At 66.9% G+C, this 19884-nt stretch carries 18 protein-coding genes, 1 tRNA gene and 1 pseudogene; 14 read left to right on the top strand and 6 right to left on the bottom strand.

Annotated features, from left to right (window positions below; all coding sequences use genetic code 11):
* The first annotated feature begins 41 nt into the window (after window positions 1–41).
* The 8 genes from GII31_RS08700 to GII31_RS08665 all read left to right on the top strand — a co-directional run bounded on the left by GII31_RS08700 (window position 42) and on the right by GII31_RS08665 (window position 9457).
* Window positions 42–1244, top strand: a complete 1203-nt coding sequence (locus tag GII31_RS08700) for a CaiB/BaiF CoA transferase family protein (RefSeq protein ID WP_260840385.1) — start codon at window positions 42–44, stop codon at window positions 1242–1244.
* Window positions 1241–2140 (top strand): hydroxymethylglutaryl-CoA lyase, encoded by a 900-nt coding sequence (locus GII31_RS08695; protein ID WP_213248624.1) that lies wholly within the window; start codon window positions 1241–1243, stop codon window positions 2138–2140. The genes GII31_RS08700 and GII31_RS08695 overlap by 4 nt, the downstream gene beginning before the upstream one ends.
* A 109-nt stretch (window positions 2141–2249) precedes the next feature.
* Window positions 2250–2738, top strand: coding sequence for an RrF2 family transcriptional regulator (locus tag GII31_RS08690; RefSeq protein ID WP_260840384.1), 489 nt, complete (start codon window positions 2250–2252; stop codon window positions 2736–2738).
* A gap of 92 nt (window positions 2739–2830) precedes the next feature.
* Window positions 2831–4015: a globin domain-containing protein gene (locus GII31_RS08685; RefSeq protein WP_213248620.1), complete on the top strand. Its 1185-nt coding sequence runs from the start codon at window positions 2831–2833 to the stop codon at window positions 4013–4015.
* On the top strand, window positions 4015–4446 hold the full coding sequence (locus tag GII31_RS08680) for a hypothetical protein (protein WP_213250066.1): 432 nt from the start codon (window positions 4015–4017) through the stop codon (window positions 4444–4446). Before GII31_RS08685 ends, GII31_RS08680 begins: the two co-directional genes overlap by 1 nt.
* Window positions 4447–4866: 420 nt before the next feature.
* The gene (locus tag GII31_RS08675) at window positions 4867–6627 is read left to right on the top strand and encodes an ABC transporter ATP-binding protein (protein ID WP_407649931.1); all 1761 of its coding nucleotides are present in this window, start codon (window positions 4867–4869) and stop codon (window positions 6625–6627) included.
* Between the two features lie 162 nt (window positions 6628–6789).
* The gene (locus tag GII31_RS08670) at window positions 6790–7338 is read left to right on the top strand and encodes a PadR family transcriptional regulator (protein ID WP_213248618.1); all 549 of its coding nucleotides are present in this window, start codon (window positions 6790–6792) and stop codon (window positions 7336–7338) included.
* Between the two features lie 58 nt (window positions 7339–7396).
* The gene (locus GII31_RS08665) at window positions 7397–9457 is read left to right on the top strand and encodes an NADPH-dependent 2,4-dienoyl-CoA reductase (RefSeq protein WP_213248616.1); all 2061 of its coding nucleotides are present in this window, start codon (window positions 7397–7399) and stop codon (window positions 9455–9457) included.
* A 19-nt stretch (window positions 9458–9476) separates the two neighbouring features.
* On the opposite strand, the gene cmrA is transcribed toward GII31_RS08665, so the two are convergent.
* The 3 genes from cmrA to GII31_RS08650 all read right to left on the bottom strand — a co-directional run bounded on the left by cmrA (window position 9477) and on the right by GII31_RS08650 (window position 13203).
* Window positions 9477–10280 carry a mycolate reductase gene (cmrA, locus tag GII31_RS08660; RefSeq protein WP_213248614.1) on the bottom strand — a complete coding sequence of 268 codons (804 nt, stop codon included), beginning with the start codon at window positions 10278–10280 and terminating at the stop codon, window positions 9477–9479.
* A gap of 102 nt (window positions 10281–10382) precedes the next feature.
* A complete protein-coding gene (locus GII31_RS08655) occupies window positions 10383–11459 on the bottom strand; it encodes an NAD(P)H-dependent amine dehydrogenase family protein (protein WP_213248612.1) in 1077 nt (358 codons plus the stop codon).
* Window positions 11460–11544: 85 nt separating this feature from the next.
* On the bottom strand, window positions 11545–13203 hold the full coding sequence (locus tag GII31_RS08650; RefSeq protein WP_407649930.1) for a helicase HerA-like domain-containing protein: 1659 nt from the start codon (window positions 13201–13203) through the stop codon (window positions 11545–11547).
* Between the two features lie 161 nt (window positions 13204–13364).
* Here GII31_RS08650 and orn point away from each other — a divergent pair, with 161 nt between their 5' ends.
* Complete coding sequence (orn, locus tag GII31_RS08645) at window positions 13365–13961, top strand: oligoribonuclease (protein ID WP_213248610.1); 597 nt, start codon at window positions 13365–13367, stop codon at window positions 13959–13961.
* A 103-nt stretch (window positions 13962–14064) separates the two neighbouring features.
* A tRNA-His gene (locus GII31_RS08640) sits at window positions 14065–14137 on the top strand.
* A 368-nt stretch (window positions 14138–14505) separates the two neighbouring features.
* Here the strand turns inward: GII31_RS08640 and GII31_RS08635 are convergent.
* Entirely contained in the window at window positions 14506–15405 is a 900-nt protein-coding gene (locus GII31_RS08635) for a LysR family transcriptional regulator (RefSeq protein ID WP_213248608.1), read from the bottom strand.
* A gap of 266 nt (window positions 15406–15671) precedes the next feature.
* On the opposite strand from GII31_RS08635, the gene GII31_RS08630 reads away from it, so the two are divergent.
* From GII31_RS08630 to GII31_RS08620, 3 genes are read left to right on the top strand one after another with little or no spacing between them, the layout of a single operon-like run.
* Window positions 15672–16694 (top strand): zinc-binding dehydrogenase, encoded by a 1023-nt coding sequence (locus GII31_RS08630; protein ID WP_213248606.1) that lies wholly within the window; start codon window positions 15672–15674, stop codon window positions 16692–16694.
* Window positions 16691–17281 (top strand): sugar O-acetyltransferase, encoded by a 591-nt coding sequence (locus GII31_RS08625; protein WP_213248604.1) that lies wholly within the window; start codon window positions 16691–16693, stop codon window positions 17279–17281. Before GII31_RS08630 ends, GII31_RS08625 begins: the two co-directional genes overlap by 4 nt.
* The gene (locus GII31_RS08620; RefSeq protein ID WP_213248602.1) at window positions 17278–17415 is read left to right on the top strand and encodes a hypothetical protein; all 138 of its coding nucleotides are present in this window, start codon (window positions 17278–17280) and stop codon (window positions 17413–17415) included. The genes GII31_RS08625 and GII31_RS08620 overlap by 4 nt, the downstream gene beginning before the upstream one ends.
* 182 nt (window positions 17416–17597) lie before the next feature.
* Here GII31_RS08620 and GII31_RS22590 read toward each other — a convergent pair.
* Window positions 17598–17918, bottom strand: a pseudogene (locus GII31_RS22590) (DUF4143 domain-containing protein); the annotation flags it as partial.
* 401 nt (window positions 17919–18319) lie between these two features.
* Here GII31_RS22590 and GII31_RS08615 point away from each other — a divergent pair.
* On the top strand, window positions 18320–18775 hold the full coding sequence (locus GII31_RS08615) for a TA system VapC family ribonuclease toxin (RefSeq protein WP_246222175.1): 456 nt from the start codon (window positions 18320–18322) through the stop codon (window positions 18773–18775).
* A gap of 13 nt (window positions 18776–18788) precedes the next feature.
* On the opposite strand, the gene GII31_RS08610 is transcribed toward GII31_RS08615, so the two are convergent.
* Window positions 18789–19862 (bottom strand): SGNH hydrolase domain-containing protein, encoded by a 1074-nt coding sequence (locus GII31_RS08610; RefSeq protein WP_213248598.1) that lies wholly within the window; start codon window positions 19860–19862, stop codon window positions 18789–18791.
* Window positions 19863–19884: the final 22 nt, after the last annotated feature.

The following is a 19884-nucleotide window of genomic DNA, read 5'->3' as shown; positions in this document are numbered from 1 at the left end:
CAATCCCACGGATTCGCACAATCTCACGGACGGAGCACACAGTGACCACCGGAGCACTCGACGGCATTCGCGTGATCGAGATCGGCACCTTGATCTCCGGGCCGTTCGCCGGGCGCCTGCTCGGCGACATGGGCGCCGATGTCATCAAGATCGAACCGCCCGGTCGGCCCGATCCCATCCGGACGTGGGGGCAGGCCGAACTCGACGGTCACCGATTTCTGTGGACGGTGCACGCACGCAACAAGAGGTCGATCACCCTCGATCTCCGCAAGCCGGGGGGCCGCCGGATCTTCCTCGACCTGGTCGGCCGATCCGACATCGTGGTGGAGAATTTCCGTCCGGGCACTCTCGAGAAGTGGGATCTCGGCTATGACGTGCTGTCCGAGACGAATCCGGGCCTGATCCTGGTCCGGATCTCGGGTTACGGGCAGACCGGCCCCGACGCCCACAAACCCGGCTATGCCTCCGTCGCCGAGGCCGCGAGCGGACTTCGGCACATGAACGGCTTTCCCGATGCCCCGCCGCCACGTCTGGCGATCTCCCTCGGCGACTCGCTGGCCGGCATGTTCGCCGCACAGGGCGCACTCGCCGCGTTGTACCGCCGCACCGTCACCGGCCGCGGCCAGGTGGTGGACACGGCATTGATCGAAGCGTGTCTGGCGGTGCAGGAGTCGACGATTCCCGACTACGACGTGGGCGGTGTGGTGCGCGGCCCGTCCGGAACCCGCCTGGAGGGCATCGCCCCGTCCAACATCTATCGGGCCGCCGACGGCAGCTGGATCGTGATCGCCGCCAACCAGGACACCGTGTTCCGCCGATTGTGCGCCGCGATGGGACGGCCCGAACTGGCCGACGACCCCGACTACGCCGATCATCTCGCACGCGGGCGCAATCAGGACCGCCTCGACGAGATCATCGGCGCGTGGGCGGCGCTGCACTCCCCCGCCGATCTCATCGGCACGCTGTCGGCGGCGGGCGTGATCGCCGGACCGATCAACACCGTCGCCGAGGTGGTCAACGATCCCCAGTTGATCGCCCGGGAGATGATCGTCGATCACTGGGACGAACGTGTGAACCGAAATGTCAAGGGACCCGGAATCATTCCGAAGCTGTCGGAATCGCCGGGCTCGGTCCGCAACGCCGGGCCCGCCCGACTCGGCCGGGACAACGCCGAGGTCTACCGAGACCTGCTCGGGTACTCCGAGCGGGAACTGGCCCGTTTGAGCGAGGAGGGGGTTCTGTGACCGCGACGCATGTGACATTACGGGAGGTCGCGCTGCGCGACGGCCTGCAGATCGAGGAACCGATCCCCACCGAGGCGAAGGTCGAACTCCTGGAGGCCATCGCGGCCACGGGTGTCACCGAGGTCGAGGCGACCGCCTTCGTCTCGCCGAGCAAGGTGCCCGCGCTCGCCGACGCGCCGGATTTCGCCGCCGAGCTCGCGCGCTTTCCCGACATCGCCTTTTCTGCCCTGGTGGCCAGCCCCAACGGGGCACGCAGGGCTCTGGACGCGGGCCTGAACTCGATCGAGTACGTGGTGTCGGCCGCCGATGCGCACAGCCGTGCCAATGTGGGGCGCGACAGCGCCGCCGCCACGGCCGCGATCCCCGAGATCGCGGCGATCGCCCATGACGCGAACGCGACCGTGGAGGTCATCATCGCCACCGCGTGGGACTGCCCGTTCGACGGTCCGACGCCGGCCGAACGGGTGCTGCGCATCGTCGACGCGGCGGTGGAGTCGGGAGCCGACCGGATCGCCGTCGCCGACACGATCGGCACCACGACGCCAGGAAGGGTGACCGCCTTACTCGACCGGGTGCGCCCGGCGATCGGAGGGTTGCCCCTGGGTTGCCATTTCCACAACACCCGCGGGACCGGGCTGGCCAGCGCCTACGCGGCGGTGCTGGCCGGGGTGAACCGGCTCGACGCATCCGTCGGCGGCGTGGGCGGCTGCCCTTTCGCGCCGGGTGCCAGCGGCAACATCGCCACCGAGGACCTCGTCTACATGTTGCGCGACAGCGGAATCGCGGTGGATGTCGATCTGGAGCGGGCGATCGCGGCGGCGAGGATCGCGCAGCGTCTGATCGGCAGAACGCTGCCCAGTGCGCTGTTGCGGGCCGGTGACCGACTGCTGCGCTGAGCAGTCCTACCCGGTACCGAGGGACCTTGTCCTCATCTTCTCCCGAATGACGGTGACCCGGCTCACTTTTTAATTGACATCCCAGATACCAATTTAGTTATCTGGGTTCATGCAACTCACCCGCTTCACCGACATCGGACTCCGGGTCGTGATGCGTCTGGTCACCGCCCCGGCGGACACCGCGCTCACCTCCCGGGATCTGGCGGCGGAGTTGGCCGTCCCGTACACACACGTGGCCAAGGTCGTCAGCCGGCTCGCCGAGCTCGGCATCGTCCACTCGCGGCGCGGGCGTACCGGGGGTGTCGCGATCACCGAGCTGGGTCGCACCGCCCGGGTGGGCTGGCTGGCCCGCAAGCTCGAAGGAGAGGGCGAGGTCGTCGATTGCGAAGGGCCGCAACCCTGCCCGCTGAAGGGCGCCTGCCGGCTACGTAAGGCCCTTGCCCAGGCGCAGGCCGCCTTTTACGACGCGCTTGATGAGCACACGATCGACGAACTCACCGGGCCGCCCACCCGAGCAACGTTGCTCAGTCTTGGAAAGCCCACCTGGACAAGCTCTTCCGTCCTCAAGATCACCGACACCGACGTCGGCACCGGATAGTCCCCGACCCCAGACTCACCCCAGACTCACCCCAGGCCGACCGCCTGGGCATCGAAACAGCCGGAAAGCCCCCGGCACAGATTGGAGTAGCCATGCTGTCCGAATCGCATCTCGCAACCATCGAGGCCACCCTGCCCGCGGTCGGCGCCGCGATCCCCGAGATCACGCCGAACTTCTACGGACGTCTGTTCGGCGCACACCCCGATCTGCTGGACAATCTGTTCAACCGGACACACCAGAAGACCGGCGCGCAGCCGCAGGCGCTGGCGGGTTCTGTCGCCGCCTACGCCCAGCTGCAGCTGGTCCCGGACCGGGCGCGGCAGCAGTTCATCCTGAAGCGCATCGCCCACAAGCACGCGTCGCTGGGCATCACCCGCGATCAGTACCAGATCGTCCACAAGTACCTGTTCGAAGCCATCGTCGATGTTCTCGGCGAGGCGGTGACACCGGAGGTGGCCGAGGCCTGGGACGCCCTGTACTGGCAGATGGCCGACGCGCTGATCACCGAGGAGAACCACCTGTACCAGCAGGCCGGCGTGGCACCCGGCGACGTGTGGCGTGATGTGGTGGTCACCGGGCGGCAGTACCAGTCCCCCGACACCATCTCGCTGACCATCGCCGCCACCGACGGCTCACCGTTGCCGTCTTTCCATGCCGGACAGTATATTTCGGTGCAGGTTCCACTCGCCGACGGTGCCCGCCAGATCCGCCAGTACTCACTCACCGGGGCCACCGACCGGCCGGACTGGCAGATCAGCATCAAGAACGTCGGCGAGGTGTCCGGGTTCCTGCACGAGCAGGTCTTCGAGGGCGACACCCTGCACGTGAGCACCCCGTTCGGCGACCTGGTGGTCCCCGACGACGGAACACCGCTGCTGATCGCCTCGGCGGGCATCGGCTGCACCCCGGCGATCGGTGTGCTCACCGCGCTTGCCGCCCAGCAGGATTCACGGCACATCACCGTTCTGCACGCCGATCGCTCCCGCGCGCGCCAGCCGCACCGCGGACAATTGGCCGCCCTCGTCGAGCAGCTGCCGAACGCACAGCTGACCCAGTGGTACGAGGAGGGCCACGTCCCCGGTGCCTCCGATCGGGTGCGCACCGGCTTCATGAACCTGGAAGGGGTTGATCTGCAAGATGATTCGCATGCACTACTGTGCGGTCCGGCCGAGTTCCTCAGCGCGATCCGGGCACAGCTGATCGACCGTGGCATTCCGGAGAACCAGATCCACTACGAGACCTTCGGTCCCGAACTGGTTCGCGTCGGGGCGGCATGATGTCCGGCGCCCAGGCACTGGCCGTGGCCGTCACCTTCGTGTGGCTGGGCATGGTGTGCGCGATCTCGTTCATCGAGGCCCCGCTGAAGTTCCGGGCGCCGGGAATTACGATTCCACTCGGATTGGGCATCGGGCGCTTGGTGTTTCGCGCGCTCAATAGTGTCGAGACGGTTTGGGCGGTGGTTTTGATCATCACGCTGGCCGTCGGCTCGTTCGCCGACACCGGCATCGTGGTGGCGCTGGCCGTGGCGGTGGCCGCACTCGCCGCCCAGATCATCGGGGTCCGGCCCGTACTGACCAAACGCTCGGATGCGATCCTCGCCGGCGGCGACCACTCACACCGCAGCAAGATCCACTTCGTCTACGTGGGTCTCGAACTGGTCAAAGTGCCCGCCCTGATCGCGCTCGGGATCCTGATGCTGCAGGCCTGATCGATCGGATCTCGACGACGCCGTCGGGGTCGCCCACACGGCGATCCCGACGGCGTTTCGTCGTCCGCAGCCGGTGGGCACATCGTGCGTCGCCGCGTCCAGACAACTGACAGTTGCGGCCAAGGGGACGGGCAGGTTCGGTTCCTACAGTCATCGGTGTCGGCGACGAAGCCGGCGCGACGAAAGGAAATCGATGCCGAATCATGGTGCCCCCCCGAAGAACCGTTCGCGCGGAAACACTACCCGCCGCCGCCGTGTGCGTCGGTGGAATCCGGCACAGCGGCGCTGGGACTGGGTCTGGCAGTGATACCGGCCCACTGAATCCCCTCATTTCTCGCGCCCGGGACCGCACCGTGGTCCCGGGCGCGAAATGTGTCCGCACACCGAACGCCGGACACCGCGTCTCCCTTGAAAGCAGCCATGCACGACGACCAGCCCGCCAACAGCCAGGCCCCCACCATGCGCACGCTGTGGCGGCGGCTGCGCGCCGCCACAGCGGGCGAGGGCAGGTGCTACCTCGGCGCGGGAGTGTTGCTGCTGTTCTCGGCGATCGCCGAGACGGTGTCGGTGTTCGTGCTGGCCGACATCATCAACGGCACCCTGGACGCGACCACGTTCACCGAGGTGGCGGTACTCGCCGCGGTGTGGCTCGCGATCACCACCGTGTCCACGGGTGCCGACTACGCCGGGCAGATGACCGCGCTCGGCGTGTCCGAGCGGGTGGTGCTCCGCCTACGCGACAGACTGTTCGCGCACACCCAGCAACTGTCGGTGTCCACCCATCGGCGCTACGGGGTGGGTGACCTGGTCACCCGGCACTCCGACGACCTCGACGCCGTCGAACACCTCCTCGGCTCCGGGATCCTGCAGCTGGCCATCGCCTCGGTGAACGTCGCCGGGCTCGCCGTGGTCGCGTTCGTGATGAGCTGGCAGGTCGCACTGGTGGCGCTGGCCGCCATCCCCGGACTGTGGTTCGCCTCGGCCTGGTTCGGCCGGCGGCAGACCTCGGCCACGCGCGCCGAACGTCTGGCCAACAGCGATATCGCGGTCGCGGTGACCACCGCGCTCACCGGCCACGAAACGGCCGTCGCCTACAACCAGCAGCGGCGCGAGCACGCCGACCTGCACCTGCGCGGCAAGGCCTGGATGGCCGCACGCCTGGCCCAGTCGCGGATCGAACTCGGTTTCGGGTCGGTGCTGGGGGTCGGAGAAGTCGTGGTCACCCTGGCCATCGCGGTGACCGGTGCCTGGCAGGTGCGCGCCGGACACCTCTCGGTCGGCGAGTTGCTGGCGCTGACCGGCTATCTCGCGCTGCTGTACCCGAAGATGCAGGAGATCGCGGACACGAGATTGTCGATGGCCGCCGCCGCGGTCAGCGCCGAACGCATCCTGGACATCCTCGACGAACGCCCTGACGACACCGATCTGCCCGACGCGCGGCCGCTGCGCGGGGACGGCCCCCTCGGTGTCCGGGATGTCGGTGTCCGGGATGTCGGTGTCCGGGACGTCGATGTCCGGGGTGTCACCGTCGAGATCCGGAACGTCACCCTGGTCCGCGATCACGGCCCGGTCCTGGACGGGGCGTCGCTGACGCTGAAACCTGGACGCATCGTCGCGCTGACCGGCCCGAGCGGCGCGGGCAAGTCGACGCTGGCCTCCCTGCTGTGCCGGTTCACCTCTCCCGACCGGGGAACGATCACGGTGTCGGGCAACGATATCCGTGAGGTGACGGCGCGGTCGCTGCGCGAACACATCACCCTGCTTCCCCAGCAGACCGCCCTGAAGGCCGGCTCGATCGCCGACAACATCGCCTACGGCCGACCCGAGGCGACCCGTGCGCAGATCGTCGACGCAGCGGTGGCCGCCGACGCCGACGGGTTCATCCGGGCGTTGCCCGGCGGCTACGACGCCCTGCTCACAGAGGACGGGCTGACCCTGTCGGGCGGGCAACGCCGGCGCCTGGCCATCGCACGGGCGCTACTGCGCGAGGGTCCCGTTTTGGTGCTCGACGAACCGACCTCGGGTCTGGACGATGTGTCCACGCGCCGCATTCTCGAACCACTGCATCGGCTCACGGCCGGCCGCACCACGCTGCTGATCACCCACGACAGCGCCGTCGCGGCGATCGCCGACGACATCGTAGAGCTGAGCGACGGGCGGATACACCAGGTCACGGGCTGAACAAACCAGTCGGTGCCCCAGTCCCTCAGTTGCCCCAGTCCCTCAGTTGCAATCGTCCCCCGGTTCCACTGGCCCCGGTCTCATCGACCCCTGGCTGCATAGTCAACTTGTTGCATAGTCTCCTTGTTGCATAGTGCATTGGTGCACAGGTATAGTGCGGGTATGGCGCTAGAACACGCGATCATGGTGTCGTTGGCCGAACGCCCCGGCACCGGATATGAGATCGGCCGGCAGTTCGACCGGTCGATCGGTCACTTCTGGTCGGCCACCCACCAGCAGATCTATCGCACTCTCAAGAAGCTCCACGCCGACGGCTTGGTCGCCTTCGAGGCGATCGCCCAGGACGGGCGTCCGGACAAGAAGGTGTACACCCTCTCCGATCAGGGGCGCGAGGCATTGGCTGAATGGGCGATGAGCCCCACTCCCGTCTCCCCCCTGCGCAGCGACCTCGGGGTCAAACTGCGTGCCGCCGAATTCGGCGACCTCGCGACCATTATCGGGGAACTGAAACGGCACCGTGACGAGCACGTGGCGCTGCTGTCGCTGTTCTCCGGCTTCGAAAGCGACTACTACCCCGCGCCTGCGGACCTGACCGGACGCAAGCTGCACCAGTACCTGGTGCTGCGCGGCGGAATCCGCGTAGAGCAGAGCATGGTCGAGTGGTGCGACGAGGTCCTCTCCGCACTCGAACGCGAACTTTCCCAAGGCTGATCCCGGCGAGCAACGCCGGCAGCCGGCCACCATCGGTAAACTCATGAAAGGCGGAGCCATGACAGCCCCCACGACTCCCAACCCGAATTACCCGAAACTGTTCGAGCCCCTGACCGTCGGCGGTCTGACCCTGCCCAACCGCATCGTGATGGGGTCGATGCACACCGGGCTCGAGGACCGCATCTGGGACACCGACAAGCTCGGAGCGTACTACGCCGAACGCGCCAAAGGCGGTGTGGGCCTGATCATCACCGGAGGATTCGGGGTTTCGCGGACAGGACTGCTGCTGCCGTTCGCTGGCAAGATCACCAACCGTCTCGACGTCGAACGGCACCGCCGGATCACCCGTGCCGTACACCGGGCCGACGGCCGTATCGCGATGCAGCTCATCCACGCCGGGCGCTACGGCTACACGCCGTTCAAGGTCGCACCGGGCAAAGATCCGTCACCGATTCATCCGTTCAAACATCTGCGGATGACCGAACCCATCATCTGGCACGTCGTCCGCTCGTTCGGCCAGGCCGCCCGTCGGGCCCGGCAGGCCGGTTACGACGCCGTGGAGATCATGGGTGGCGAAGGCTATCTGATCAATCAGTTCCTGTGCCCGCACACCAACGACCGCACCGACAAGTGGGGCGGCTGCACCGAGAACCGGCAACGATTCCTCGTGGAGATAATCAAGGAGATCCGCCGTCAGGTCCCCCGCGATTTCCCAGTGATCCTGCGCCAATCCATCGCCGACTTCATCCGCAAAGGCCAAACCTGGGACGAGATCGCCGACATGGCCCGCAAAGCCGAGGAGTGCGGTGTCGACGCGATCAACACCGACATCGGCTGGCACGAGGCGCAGGTTCCCACCATCGTCACCTCGGTTCCCCGCGCGGCGTTCGTGAAGTTCACCGAGCGGCTCCGTGACGAGGTCAGCATCCCGTTGATCGCCAGCAACCGCATCAACACCCCCGAGGTGGCCGAGGAGATCCTCGAACGCGGCCGTGTCGACGCCATCTCGATGGCCCGGCCCTTGTTGGCCGACCCGGACCTGCCCAACAAGGCCCGCGACGGCCACGCCGACGAGATCAACACCTGCATCGCCTGCAATCAGGCCTGCCTCGATCATGCGTTCGTCGGCAAGAAGGTGTCGTGTCTGCTCAATCCGCGGGCCGGCCGCGAGACCACGCTGACCCTCGGCCCCACCCGGCGCGCACTGCGGGTCGCCGTGGTCGGCGCCGGACCGGCCGGGCTGTCCGCCGCCGTGTCCGCGGCCCAGCGCGGTCACCACGTGGATCTCTTCGAGGCCGGGCCGTCGATCGGTGGCCAGTTCTCCATCGCCGCCCGCATCCCCGGCAAGGAGGAGTTCAGCGAAACGATCCGCTACTTCACCCGCCAGCTTGAGGTGCGCGGGGTCACCGTGCACCTCAACACCCGGGTGAGCGCCGAGGAGATCATTGACAAGCACTTCGATCACGTCGTCATCGCCACCGGGGTCACCCCCCGTCGGCCCGATATCCCCGGCGTCGATCACCCGATGGTCATGTCGTACGCCGACGCGGTGCTCGGTCACCGTGAGGTGGGCAAACGGGTTGCGGTGATCGGCGCCGGCGGTATCGGCTTCGATGTGACCGAGTTTCTCACCGTGGACGAGTCACCCACCCTGAATCTGAAGGAATGGGAACAGGAATGGGGCGTCAGCGAGGATCTGTCCCGGCCCGGCTTCGTCACCAAACCGCGCCCGCTGCCTGCTGTCCGCGAAGTGTTTCTGGTCCAACGCAAGGCGGGTAAGCAAGGCAAGGGACTCGGCAAGACCTCGGGCTGGGTACATCGGGCGAGCGTGGCGATGAAGGGTGTCGAACAGATCTCCGGCGCCACCTACGACCGCATCGACGATGCCGGTCTGCATCTGAGCTTCCACGACGAGGCGGGCAACGTCACCGGTACCCGGTTGCTGGAGGTGGACAACGTGGTGATCTGCGCGGGCCAGGAGTCGGTTCGGGATCTGGTCGATCCGCTGACCGTTGCCGGGGTCCGCACACACATCGTGGGCGGCGCCGACGTGGCCGCCGAACTCGATGCCAAACGCGCCATCCGGCAGGGCACCGAGGTGGCCGCCGGTATCGGCTGACCACCCGGCGCGGGACGGTCTATCCGTCGCCGAGTGTGCGGTAGAAGCCGCCGACGATCGGTGTGATCAGGGCACGGGGGCTGTACCCGCCGGCCACCGACATGCCCTTGGACAGGATGCCGGGCACCACCCGCATCTTGTTGCGTTCGAGCGCATTCAGGCTCATCCGGGCAACCGCCGCCGAGTTGTGCCACAGGAAGTCCGGGACCATCTTGTCGACGATCGACTGCTCTTCGGGGTCCGGTGTGTGCGTGCGCACCGGACCCGGAGCCAGCAGGGTGACGTGTACGCCCTGACCCGACACCTCCCCGCGCAGCGACTCGCTGAAGGTGTTGACGAACGCCTTGGAGGCGGCATAGGTGGCGTTGTTGGGGATCGGCATATTGCCTGCGGCCGACCCGACCATCAGGATGCCGCCGGAACCGCGCTCAACCATCTGCGGCAGGACCGCCAGCGTCAGATCGTGGACCGCGGTCACGTTCAGCCGGACCTGGGCGCGTTCGTAGTCGGCGTCGAGTTCGCTGACCGGGCCGAAGGTGGCGATGCCCGCGTTGTTGCACAGGATCGAGATCTCCCGGCCGGCCAGTTCTGCCGCGAGCACCTCGACGGCCTCGGGCACCGCGAGATCGACCGCCCTGATCTCCACGACGATGGTATCCGAACGCAGTTCGGCGGCAAGCTCTTCGAGCAGTTCGCCGCGGCGGGCGACGATGATCAGGGAGTGTCCGCGCGCGGCGAGGGCGCGGGCGAGTTCCTTGCCGATACCGGATGATGCGCCGGTGACGACGGCGCGTGCGGACGGCGATGGTGCGGGGATGGCCATGGGGCCATCGTAAACGGGTGCGCACCCGGACCCGTCGGGCCGATCGGTGCCCGGACCGATCGGTGCCGGGCAGATCGTTGCGCGGCTGCCGTACGCCCCGCGCTACCCGCGCCCCGCGGCGGCGAGGAGCGTGGGGTGCGCCTTGCCCGTGATCATCGGCAGGTCCCGCGAGGTGCGCAGACCGGGTGCGGCCGCGACGACCACCGGGATGGCGTTGACGCAGTGCGCGGCGGTCGCCACGATCCCGAGGTTGCGGTCCAGGCCCTCGTCGTTGGTGTCGGGGTGCCAGCTGCTCACCGAGAACACCGTGTCCGGGGTGCCGCGCACCTCGATGTCGAAGCGCTCACCGTCGGGCCCGAAATCCCACGGCGGATCGAGGTTTTCCTCACCCATCAGCCAGGTGACCCCCACTCGGGCGACCTTGTGGTCGCCCACATAGGCGTCCCAGTAGAACCGTTGCCCGGCAACATGTCCCGGGGCGATGGTTCCGATCGGCGAGTCGATGGGCTCCGTGGCCACCGCGGTCTCGAGCAGCCGCTCGATGCGCACCGCCGCCCGGGGCAGCCCGAGGGCGTCGGTGATCATGGTAACCGACTGGCGATATCCGTTGTCGAGCAGATCGAGCATCGGCCCGCCGACAGCCTCCTGCGGGGTGCCGCCGAACATCATGAGGTCGCGCACCACGTCGGGCGATCCGTAGCCGCGGATGTCGGAGATCTCCTCGCCACGGACGAAGGTGACGTTCTTGGACATCGCCGACATGATCAGCGGGAACACCTCGGTGATGGCACCCGGATCCATGCCCGTGCCGTGCAGGCTGACACCGCCGGCCTCGCAGGCCTCGTTCATCCGACGGGTCTGTTCGGCGTCGGGATAGAACCAGCCGACCGGCGTGACGACGTTCTTGCCCGAACGCAGCAGCGCACTGACATGTTTGGGATTGGCCACCAGAGGGCTGTACATCACCGCGTCGGCGTCGATCGCGCAGATCTCGTCGACGCTGGTGGTGGTGATCACCCCGGTCGGCGCGATCCCCAGCACCTCGCCGACGTCCTTGCCCGCCTTCTCCGGCGAGTGCACCCAGCACCCCACCAATTCGAGATCGGGATGATCGAGGATACAGTCGACCGCCTCCCGGCCGACCGATCCGGTGGCCCACTGGATCACTTTCAGTGTCACGTCCCGCACGCACCCTTCTGACCGACTCGACGACCAGAATTGTAACGTGTTCTACCCAATAGTGGAACGTGTTCTACCCCGAGTGTCAGCGTCGGCGCTTGCGTCCGGTCCCGAAGATCGCCCGGCTGAACTCGCGGCCCGCCGCCGATGCCGCCGACCGCAGGAAACTCTGCACCGGTTTGCTCGTCAGCACCTCGGTGACCATGTTCTTCTCCTCCGGCTCCTTGCGGGAGGACTTCTTCGCCGGGGTCGGCGCCGGAGTCTTGGCGCGCGGCTGCGCGGGTTCCTCCGGCGGGGCCGCTTTCGCCGCGAGCCGCTCATAGGCCGAGTCGCGATCGATGGCCTGTCCGTACTTGGCGTACAGCGGGCTGGCGGTCGCGGCGGCCTTGATACCGTCGTCGCCGACCGCATCCATCGATGAGCGCGGCGCACGGATCATCGTCCACGCCACCGGGGTCGGCGCGCCCTTCTCCGAGAGCACCGTCACAATCGCCTCACCGGTCCCGAGCGAGGTGAGCGCCTCGTCGATCTTGTACACATCGGACACCGGGTACGTCTTGACGGTGGTCTTGAGAGCCTTCTGGTCGTCGGGGGTGAAAGCCCGCAGCGCGTGCTGGATACGGGCGCCGAGCTGCGAACGAACCGCGTCGGGGATGTCGGTGGGCAGCTGCGAGCAGAAGAACACACCCACCCCCTTGGACCGGATCAACTTGACCGTCTGCACCACCTGCTCCACGAATGCCTTCGACGCCCCGCTGAACAGCAGATGCGACTCGTCGAAGATGAACACAAGCTTGGGTTTGTCGATGTCGCCGACCTCGGGCAGGAACTCGAACAGGTCCGCCAGGATCCACATCAGGAATGTCGAGAACAACGCGGGTCGCGCCGCCTGATCGCCGAGCTCGAAGAGGGTGACGATGCCGCGACCGTCGGCGGCGAGCCGGATCAGGTCGGCCGGCTCGATCTCCGGTTCGCCGAAGAAGGTGTCGCCGCCGTCGTGTTCGAGATTGGTGAGCGAGCGCAGGATCACCCCGGCGGTCTGCGTCGACACCCCGCCGATCGCCTTCAGTTCGGGCTTGCCCTCGTCGCTGGTCAGATAGGCGATCACCGACCGCAGGTCCTTGAGGTCCAGCAGCGGCAGACCCTGCTTGTCGGCCCAGTGGAAGATCAGGCCGAGCGTCGACTCCTGGGTGGCGTTCAGCCCGAGAACCTTGCTGAGCAGAATCGGGCCGAACGAGGTGATGGTGGCGCGGATGGGCACACCGATGCCCTCGCCGCCGAGCGAGACGAACTCCACCGGATTCTGCTGCGGTGCCCAGCCGTCCCCGGTCTGCTGCGCGCGCGTCACGATGCGGTCGTTGGACTCCCCCGGCCGCGACAGCCCCGACAGGTCGCCCTTGATGTCGGCCATCACCACGGGCACACCGTTGGCACTGAGCTGCTCGGCGATAGCCTGCAACGTTTTGGTCTTGCCCGTGCCGGTGGCCCCGGCGATGATGCCGTGCCGGTTCATCATCGCCAGCGGTATCCGCACCGTGGCAGTCGGATCGACGGCGCCGTCGACCATCACCGCCCCCAGTTCCAGCGCCGCACCCGAGAACGCGTACCCGGCGGCGATCTGCTGCGCCGGACCGCCCGCGGCGGGCGCGGGGGCGACATCCTGAACGGCGGCGGGCGCGCTGCCGGGATCGGCGTCGGGCACGGGCGCTGCCGGGATCGGTGGGGCCTCGTGGGGTTCGGTCACCAGTGGGTCCTCTCGTCTGCGGATGCGAGTGCACGGGCGGATGCGGTGTGCACGGACCTCACGATGGTAAGCCGAACCACACCCCTAGTCGCGGACCGTGCGACGAGAGGTGTTGCCCCGGGTTTTGACCGGGCCCGGATCGGCACGGCTAAGGTCGAGATGTGCAGGACAAACTTGTATGGATCGACTGTGAGATGACCGGACTGCGGCTCGAATCGGACAAATTGATCGAGATCGCGGCGCTCGTCACCGACGGTGACCTCAATGTGCTCGGAGATGGGGTGGACATCGTCATCCACGCCTCGGATGAGGATCTGGCCGAGATGCCCGATGTCGTCACCAAGATGCACGCCGCCTCCGGGTTGACCGAGGAGGTGCGCGCCTCGACCGTCACGATCGAGCAGGCCCAGGAGGAAGTGCTCCGCTACCTGCGCAAATACACCACCACAGGCGCGGTGCCGTTGGCCGGCAACTCGATCGCCACCGACCGCGGCTTCATCGCCCGCGACATGCCCGAACTCAACTCTCACCTGCACTACCGCATGGTGGATGTCAGCTCCATCAAGGAACTGTGCCGACGCTGGTACCCGCGGATCTACTTCGGCCAGCCGGAGAAGGGTCTGGCCCACCGGGCGCTCGCCGACATCCGCGAGTCGATCCACGAACTGCGCTACTACCGTGCCGCCGCCTTCGTCCCGCAGCCCGGACCCGAGTCCGACGACCTCGCCGCGATCGTGAAAACGCTCGGACCTGCGTAAATACGCCACTCGACAATCGATTGGCGTTTTGCCCGCCTCACCCGCTAGAGTATGTTCCTGGCTCTGGAACCCGGCGCGCAAGCCCTGGTTTCCGACGCCGATGGTGAGTGTAGTTCAGTTGGTAGAGCACCAGGTTGTGATCCTGGCTGTCGCGGGTTCGAGTCCCGTCACTCACCCCGAATAAGACTCCGCCCCACCTGCGCGCATGTAGGTGGGGCGGTGCCGTTCTCGGCGTCCCCGCAACGACGATGTGCACGTCGGGCGGAAACTCACATCGAGTGGATCAGCAGGGCTCCATTCTCGGTATCCATCGCGATCGGCCACACCCATCGGCAGCGCCACTCAGCACCGGGCCACAAGACCCCGGCCGGGTACGTTGCCGGATGTACCCACCGGCATCACCCCGTGGGTTGCGAGATCGACTGACCACGGCAAGAAGAACGCACTGGCCGACCGCGCCGGAGCAGAACTCCTCGGTCACCAACTCCCATCCCCGCGGTTCGGGAGTCGAGGCGGCGGTGCAACGGGAGAGCACCACCTCTCGTCAACGTCGGCTACGTATGAGTTCCAGGAACCTCTGCTCGGCAGGGGTCAGGCGCCGTCCAGGTAGCCAGGCCAGATGGAGGCGCGATGTCACGCTCGGCTCGAACGGGACGAACGTGACTGTGTCACCCGGTGCGCGGCCCACGATGCCGTCGATGCCTATGGCCACCCCGACACCCTCCTCGACCATGAGTTTGGCGTTGTAGAGCAGGTTGTATGTCCCCTTCAGATTCATCGTTGGCGCCGAGCCGAGCCAGCTGGAGACGCCTGTAGGCGTCACCACGCGCTCCGGTGCGACGACGTCGAGACCCGCCAACGCCTCCAGCGCAAAGCTGTCGGAGTCGGCCAGCGGTGAGTCTCGGCGGACGAGGATTCCCCAACGGTCCGGGTGCGGCATCTGAGTCGTCTCGAAGCGGGAGATATCCCACGGCTCGATGAAGAGTCCGAACGAGAACTCCCCACTGCTGAGCCCGTCCTCAACGGCTCGACCGCCACCGGAGTGGACCGAGCAGCGTACAGCAGGGTGGCGGTCCTGCAGTTGCTTGGCCACGCTGGCGATGACGCGGAACGCAGCACTCTCCGCCGCCCCAATGCGGATCTCCCCCGAAATGTCGTCGCCCTCGGCCGAAACCTCCCGCATGGTTTCCGCGGCCAGATTCAGCAGAGTGCGGGCTTTGTCGCGCAGCCGCGCGCCCGCATCGGTGAGAGTGGCCGTCTTGTTGGATCGATGCACGAGCTGCTGACCCACCTGTGCCTCGAGCACCCGAAGCCGACGTGACAGCGCGGGCTGGCTGACGTGCAGTGACTCGGCCGCTGCGCTGATGGTGCCCTCGTCGACGATGGCCACAAACGACTCCAGCAGCCTCAGATCGAGCACTCCGCGCTCCTTGTCCGCAGTCACGTCGTCACCTCCCTCTCATTCCATGCGTGAAATGCATATCTGGGCATCAATAATAGGCATTTGTTATCAATGATGCGCACTCCTAGCCTGAAACCACAGAGGAACTCGGATGGGGTACGCACATGACACGACGCACCAGCATCATCATGGTCATCACCACCGGAACCCTCACGCTCGCGGGCTGCGGATCTGATGCCGGTGCCAGCGATCCGCCGACCATCGATTTCACATAGCACCCCACTGCGAACACCAAGGAAAGGAACGTCATGCAAGGAGTCATGATGCGAGGCGCGGGAAACCCCGTCGTCGAAGAACGTCCGGAACCAACGATCGAGCGGCCGACGGACGCTGTGGTCAGGATCGTCGCCGCGTGCGTCTGCGGCTCGGACCTGTGGCCCTATCGCGGCCAAGAGGCTGCCGATGACCTACCGATGGGCCACGAGTACGTCGCCCAGATCATCGAGGTGGGCGCCGACGTGACCACGGTGGCGCCCGGAGACTACGTCGTCGGCTCCTTCGTGATCTCCTGCGGCACATGCGACATCTGCCGGGCCGGATACCAATCACGCTGCGTGCATGCGCAGTTCGTGCACGGCTCGATCGGTGTGCAGGCGCAGCGCGCCCGCATCCCGTACGCCGACGGCACGCTCGTCAAACTTCCCGGCAAGCCCGACGATGACCTGCTCCCGTCGCTGCTGGCCGCCTCCGACGTGCTGGGCACCGGATGGTTCGCCGCCGACGCCGCCGGTGCGGGCCCCGGCAAGACCATCGCCGTCGTGGGCGACGGTGCGGTGGGGCTGCTGGGCGTCCTCGCGGCCAAGCAACTCGGTTCGGAACGCATCATCATTTCCTCCCGGCACGCAGGCCGCCAGGCGATGGCCCGCACCTTCGGGGCCACCGACGTGATCGAGGAGCGCGGCGACGCCGCAGTCGCGAAAATCAAGGAGATGACCGGCGGACTCGGCGCCCACGGCGTCATCGAAGCCGTCGGCACGCAGCAGTCGATGATGCAGGCCATCGGGTCGGCTCGCCCGGGCGGATCCATCGGCTACGTCGGGGTGTCCCACGGCGTCAACCTGCCCGGCGATCAACTGTTCTTCTCCCTCGTCCACCTGCACGGCGGCCCCGCCCCCGTGCGCCGCTACCTGCCTGACCTCGTCGATCGCATCCTGCGCCGCGAGATCAACCCCGGGCTGGTCTTCGACCGGGATCTGCCGCTCTCCGAGGCCCCCGAGGCCTACCGACTGATGAGCGACCGCGAGGCGATCAAGGTGCTGCTCAGGCCATGACCACCGAAACACTGATGGACCTGCTGAATACAGGCCGGCTCCTGCACCCCGGCACCCCCGAGGGCGTACGGATGAACGAGATCTCCTCCCGGGCCCGGGAGATCTGCTCCCTCCTCAACCGGGAGTCCTCCGACGTCGCCCGGATCGGGGAACTGTTCTCAGAGTTGATCGGCGAGCCCGTCCCGGAAAGCTTCCGGCTCTTCCCGCCATTCACCTCCGACTTCGGTCGCAACATCCACCTCGGCGAGAACGTCTTCATCAACTCCGGGTGCCGCTTCCAGGATCAGGGCGGGATCTGGATCGGCAGCGGCTGCCTCATCGGACACAACGTCGTCATCGCGACCCTCAACCACGACCTCGATCCGGACACCCGCCAGGCGATGCACCCAAAGCCCGTCGTGCTCGGCGAGAACGTCTGGGTGGGCGCCGGAGCGATCATCGTCCCCGGCGTCACGGTTGGCGACGGCGCTGTCATCGGCGCAGGCTCCATCGTGACACGCGACGTCAAGGCCCGCACGATCGTCGCGGGAAACCCAGCCCGCCCGATCCGAAACCTGACAGAGACACCCCAGGAGGCGGCACGGTGAGCAGCGAGTCCTCGGCCGCGCGCTTCACGCGGGAGCAGATGGCAACGTTCGAGAGCGCCAACGACTTCCACATCGCCGTCGACCACGAGGGCGGCACTACCGGAACATCCATATGGCACTGGGGCGACAATTGACAGCCCGGCGCCTTCCGCGACCCAAAGCTGCTGGACATGTTCGGCCTTGCCGACACCCACCTGGAGCGCGATCTCGAAGCGGCCCTGCGCCTCAGTGCCGCTCAAAGGCCTACCCGCGGCCCGCCGGGGCGGTGATCGTCGTCGCGCGGAGCAAGTCACCCAACGGTACGGCGGCCACCCTGTCACTTAGGGGTAGCGTTTGGCTCCCGGGTAGATGATGTTGATCCGTTCGGGTCGAAGTTGGGGTCGTCGAGCGCCGCCCGTACCGACGGTGTGAGACATGGAGCATCGGTACGTTTGATCTCGAATCCGACGCGGCGGCCGGAAGGTTCCTCGACGACGACGTCCGGTTCGGCACCGTTGCTTATCCGCCAGAAGTAGTGCCGCGCGTCTGGCGACCTCCTGACGATCTCATCGATGACATAGGATTCCCACGACGCTCCGATCCCGAAGTGCTGCAAGAGCCCTTCACGGGTGGAGACAGCCCAGAGCGCGTGCAACGCGCCGGTGTCTCGCCGCGAGGCCTACCATGCAATTCCTTCTGAAGAAGCGGGAATTGCATGATATTGATCGGTTGCCCGGAGACCAAAGCCCGGCTCCCCGCCGAAGGCCGACGCCGAGAAGAACATGCCCGCCCATGGCGCGCCACTCAGGGGCAATCCAACATACTGATGCTATGATGCCGTGATGCGAACCACGCTCGACCTGGACCCCACAGCACTGAGCGCGGCCAGGGCCAAAGCGAAAGCCGAACACATCTCTCTAGGGAGGGCCGTTTCTGAGCTGGTTCTGGCCGCCCTAAAGTCCCCGCAGTCCCCCCACTCCACGACAGCTTCGGGTTTCCCGGTATTGGCGGGCGTTCCCGGACACGTGGTGACTGACGAACTCGTGACATCGCATCGTGATGACGAACCCGAACACGGCGAACCCGGGGACGGCGATGCTGCTTGATGTGAATGTGCTGCTCGCCCTCACCTGGGATCAGCACATCCATCATGTGATCGCGCATGAACGGTTCTCCGAACTCGACAACTGGTACACCTGCCCGGCCACCGAGGCAGGCCTTCTCCGGCTGCTGCTGACCGAGCGCGTGGTGGGCCGGAAGGTCAGCGGAGGCGAAGCGCTCGGACAACTCGATGCGATACGCAAGGTCCCGGGGTGGGGCTTTCTCGCCGACTCGGGGTCCTTGGCCGCACCCTCGATCGACACCCGCGTGCTGATGGGCCGTCGGCAGGTGACAGATCTTCAGCTCGTCAATCTGGCAGCATCGAACGATACGACGCTCGCGACATTCGATGCGGCGCTGCGCAGTTCACTCATGCCCGCAGACCAATCCCGGGTCACCGTCTGGCACCGATAGCGCCCCGAAGCCGCTACCACCAGCGCAAAGCCGGACCCATCCGTCGGCCGAGTTCGTCGGTGAGGCTGCGGATGTAGCTGGCACTGAGATGGTGCCAGTCCTTGTACACGATGATGTTGCCGACGATCGCCGGGCAGAACGTGGGCGTGCAGATGCCCCGGGTAAGGTCGATCTGGTGCAGGCGGGGCCGGGTCGCGGCCATCGGGGCCGCCGGGTCGGTGGGCGAGAGCACCCGCGCGCGGGGGGTGCCGCAGCTCTGTGCGTTCCCGCCGTTGCGGAGACAGACCGGCGTGTCCAAGGTGCGCCCGTCCGGGTATTTCGGCCACGGCGAGTCCCGAAGTCCCACGACCTGGATACCGGCGCGCAGGAACTTGTCGTACACGTTGATGTAGTCCGGTGGTGTCCAGTCGCCCGCACCGTTGTCGCGGGGCCGGGTCGTGGTGGTGACGACGACGTCGGGTTTGTCCCGGATGATCCGCGCCCACACCCGCTGATTCCAGTCGAAACACTGCGGGTAGGGCTTGCCCACCACCGTCGGGTTCGGGTCCGTCGACAGCGGGCAGCCCATTTTGAGATATGTGGTGACCTTGAAGCCGTGTCTTTTGCCGAGGATGTTGAGTGCGGTGATCCACATCTCGGCGTGCGATCCGCCCGCGAGGGCCACGGTCCGGCGGGCCCGCTGGTCACCGTATCGACCCACCCGGATCGTCGGGTCCTGGAAGTTGCTCATGAACCCGTCGGTGGATGTCTCGGGAAAATCGGTCACCACGGCCTGGGCGCTGGGCTGGGCGGGCCGTGGTGGCACGGGTGCGCCGTACAGAAGCGCACGGGCGCCCGGATAGTCGCGCGGGTTGAGCGCCGTCGGCGTGACATCGACCTCGTCCGAGCCCACGACCGCGGGCTGTTTCGACGATTCGACGCCGATCCACACGGCCGCCGTGGTGATCATCAGCACCGAGGTGAGCGCCGACAGAAGCCGCGCCCACAACCTGCGACGACCCTCTGGGGTCGCGCCGGGCGGCGAACCGTTCGATCGGGACCGGCCATGGCCGGGCCCGCTGATTGCCGCTTCGTTCCGTGCTGCCATCGGATCACCGACCTCGGGGTTG

It is taken from the genome of Gordonia pseudamarae (assembly GCF_025273675.1).
In the GTDB taxonomy this organism is placed as follows: Bacteria; Actinomycetota; Actinomycetes; order Mycobacteriales; family Mycobacteriaceae; genus Gordonia; species Gordonia pseudamarae.
Note: the sequence above shows the minus strand (reverse complement) of the source record. Positions and strands in the feature narration are given on the sequence as shown.

Excerpts from the sequence above, each read along its gene's own strand:
- GII31_RS08690 (WP_260840384.1), top strand. The coding sequence starts at position 2,250 with ATGCAACTCACCCGCTTCACCGACATCGGACTCCGGGTCGTGATGCGT.
- GII31_RS08685 (WP_213248620.1), top strand. The coding sequence starts at position 2,831 with ATGCTGTCCGAATCGCATCTCGCAACCATCGAGGCCACCCTGCCCGCG.
- GII31_RS08680 (WP_213250066.1), top strand. The coding sequence starts at position 4,015 with ATGTCCGGCGCCCAGGCACTGGCCGTGGCCGTCACCTTCGTGTGGCTG.
- GII31_RS08675 (WP_407649931.1), top strand. The coding sequence starts at position 4,867 with ATGCACGACGACCAGCCCGCCAACAGCCAGGCCCCCACCATGCGCACG.
- GII31_RS08670 (WP_213248618.1), top strand. The coding sequence starts at position 6,790 with ATGGCGCTAGAACACGCGATCATGGTGTCGTTGGCCGAACGCCCCGGC.
- GII31_RS08665 (WP_213248616.1), top strand. The coding sequence starts at position 7,397 with ATGACAGCCCCCACGACTCCCAACCCGAATTACCCGAAACTGTTCGAG.
- cmrA (WP_213248614.1), bottom strand. The coding sequence starts at position 10,280 with ATGGCCATCCCCGCACCATCGCCGTCCGCACGCGCCGTCGTCACCGGC.
- GII31_RS08630 (WP_213248606.1), top strand. The coding sequence starts at position 15,672 with ATGCAAGGAGTCATGATGCGAGGCGCGGGAAACCCCGTCGTCGAAGAA.
- GII31_RS08625 (WP_213248604.1), top strand. The coding sequence starts at position 16,691 with ATGACCACCGAAACACTGATGGACCTGCTGAATACAGGCCGGCTCCTG.
- GII31_RS08615 (WP_246222175.1), top strand. The coding sequence starts at position 18,320 with ATGACGAACCCGAACACGGCGAACCCGGGGACGGCGATGCTGCTTGAT.
- GII31_RS08610 (WP_213248598.1), bottom strand. The coding sequence starts at position 19,862 with ATGGCAGCACGGAACGAAGCGGCAATCAGCGGGCCCGGCCATGGCCGG.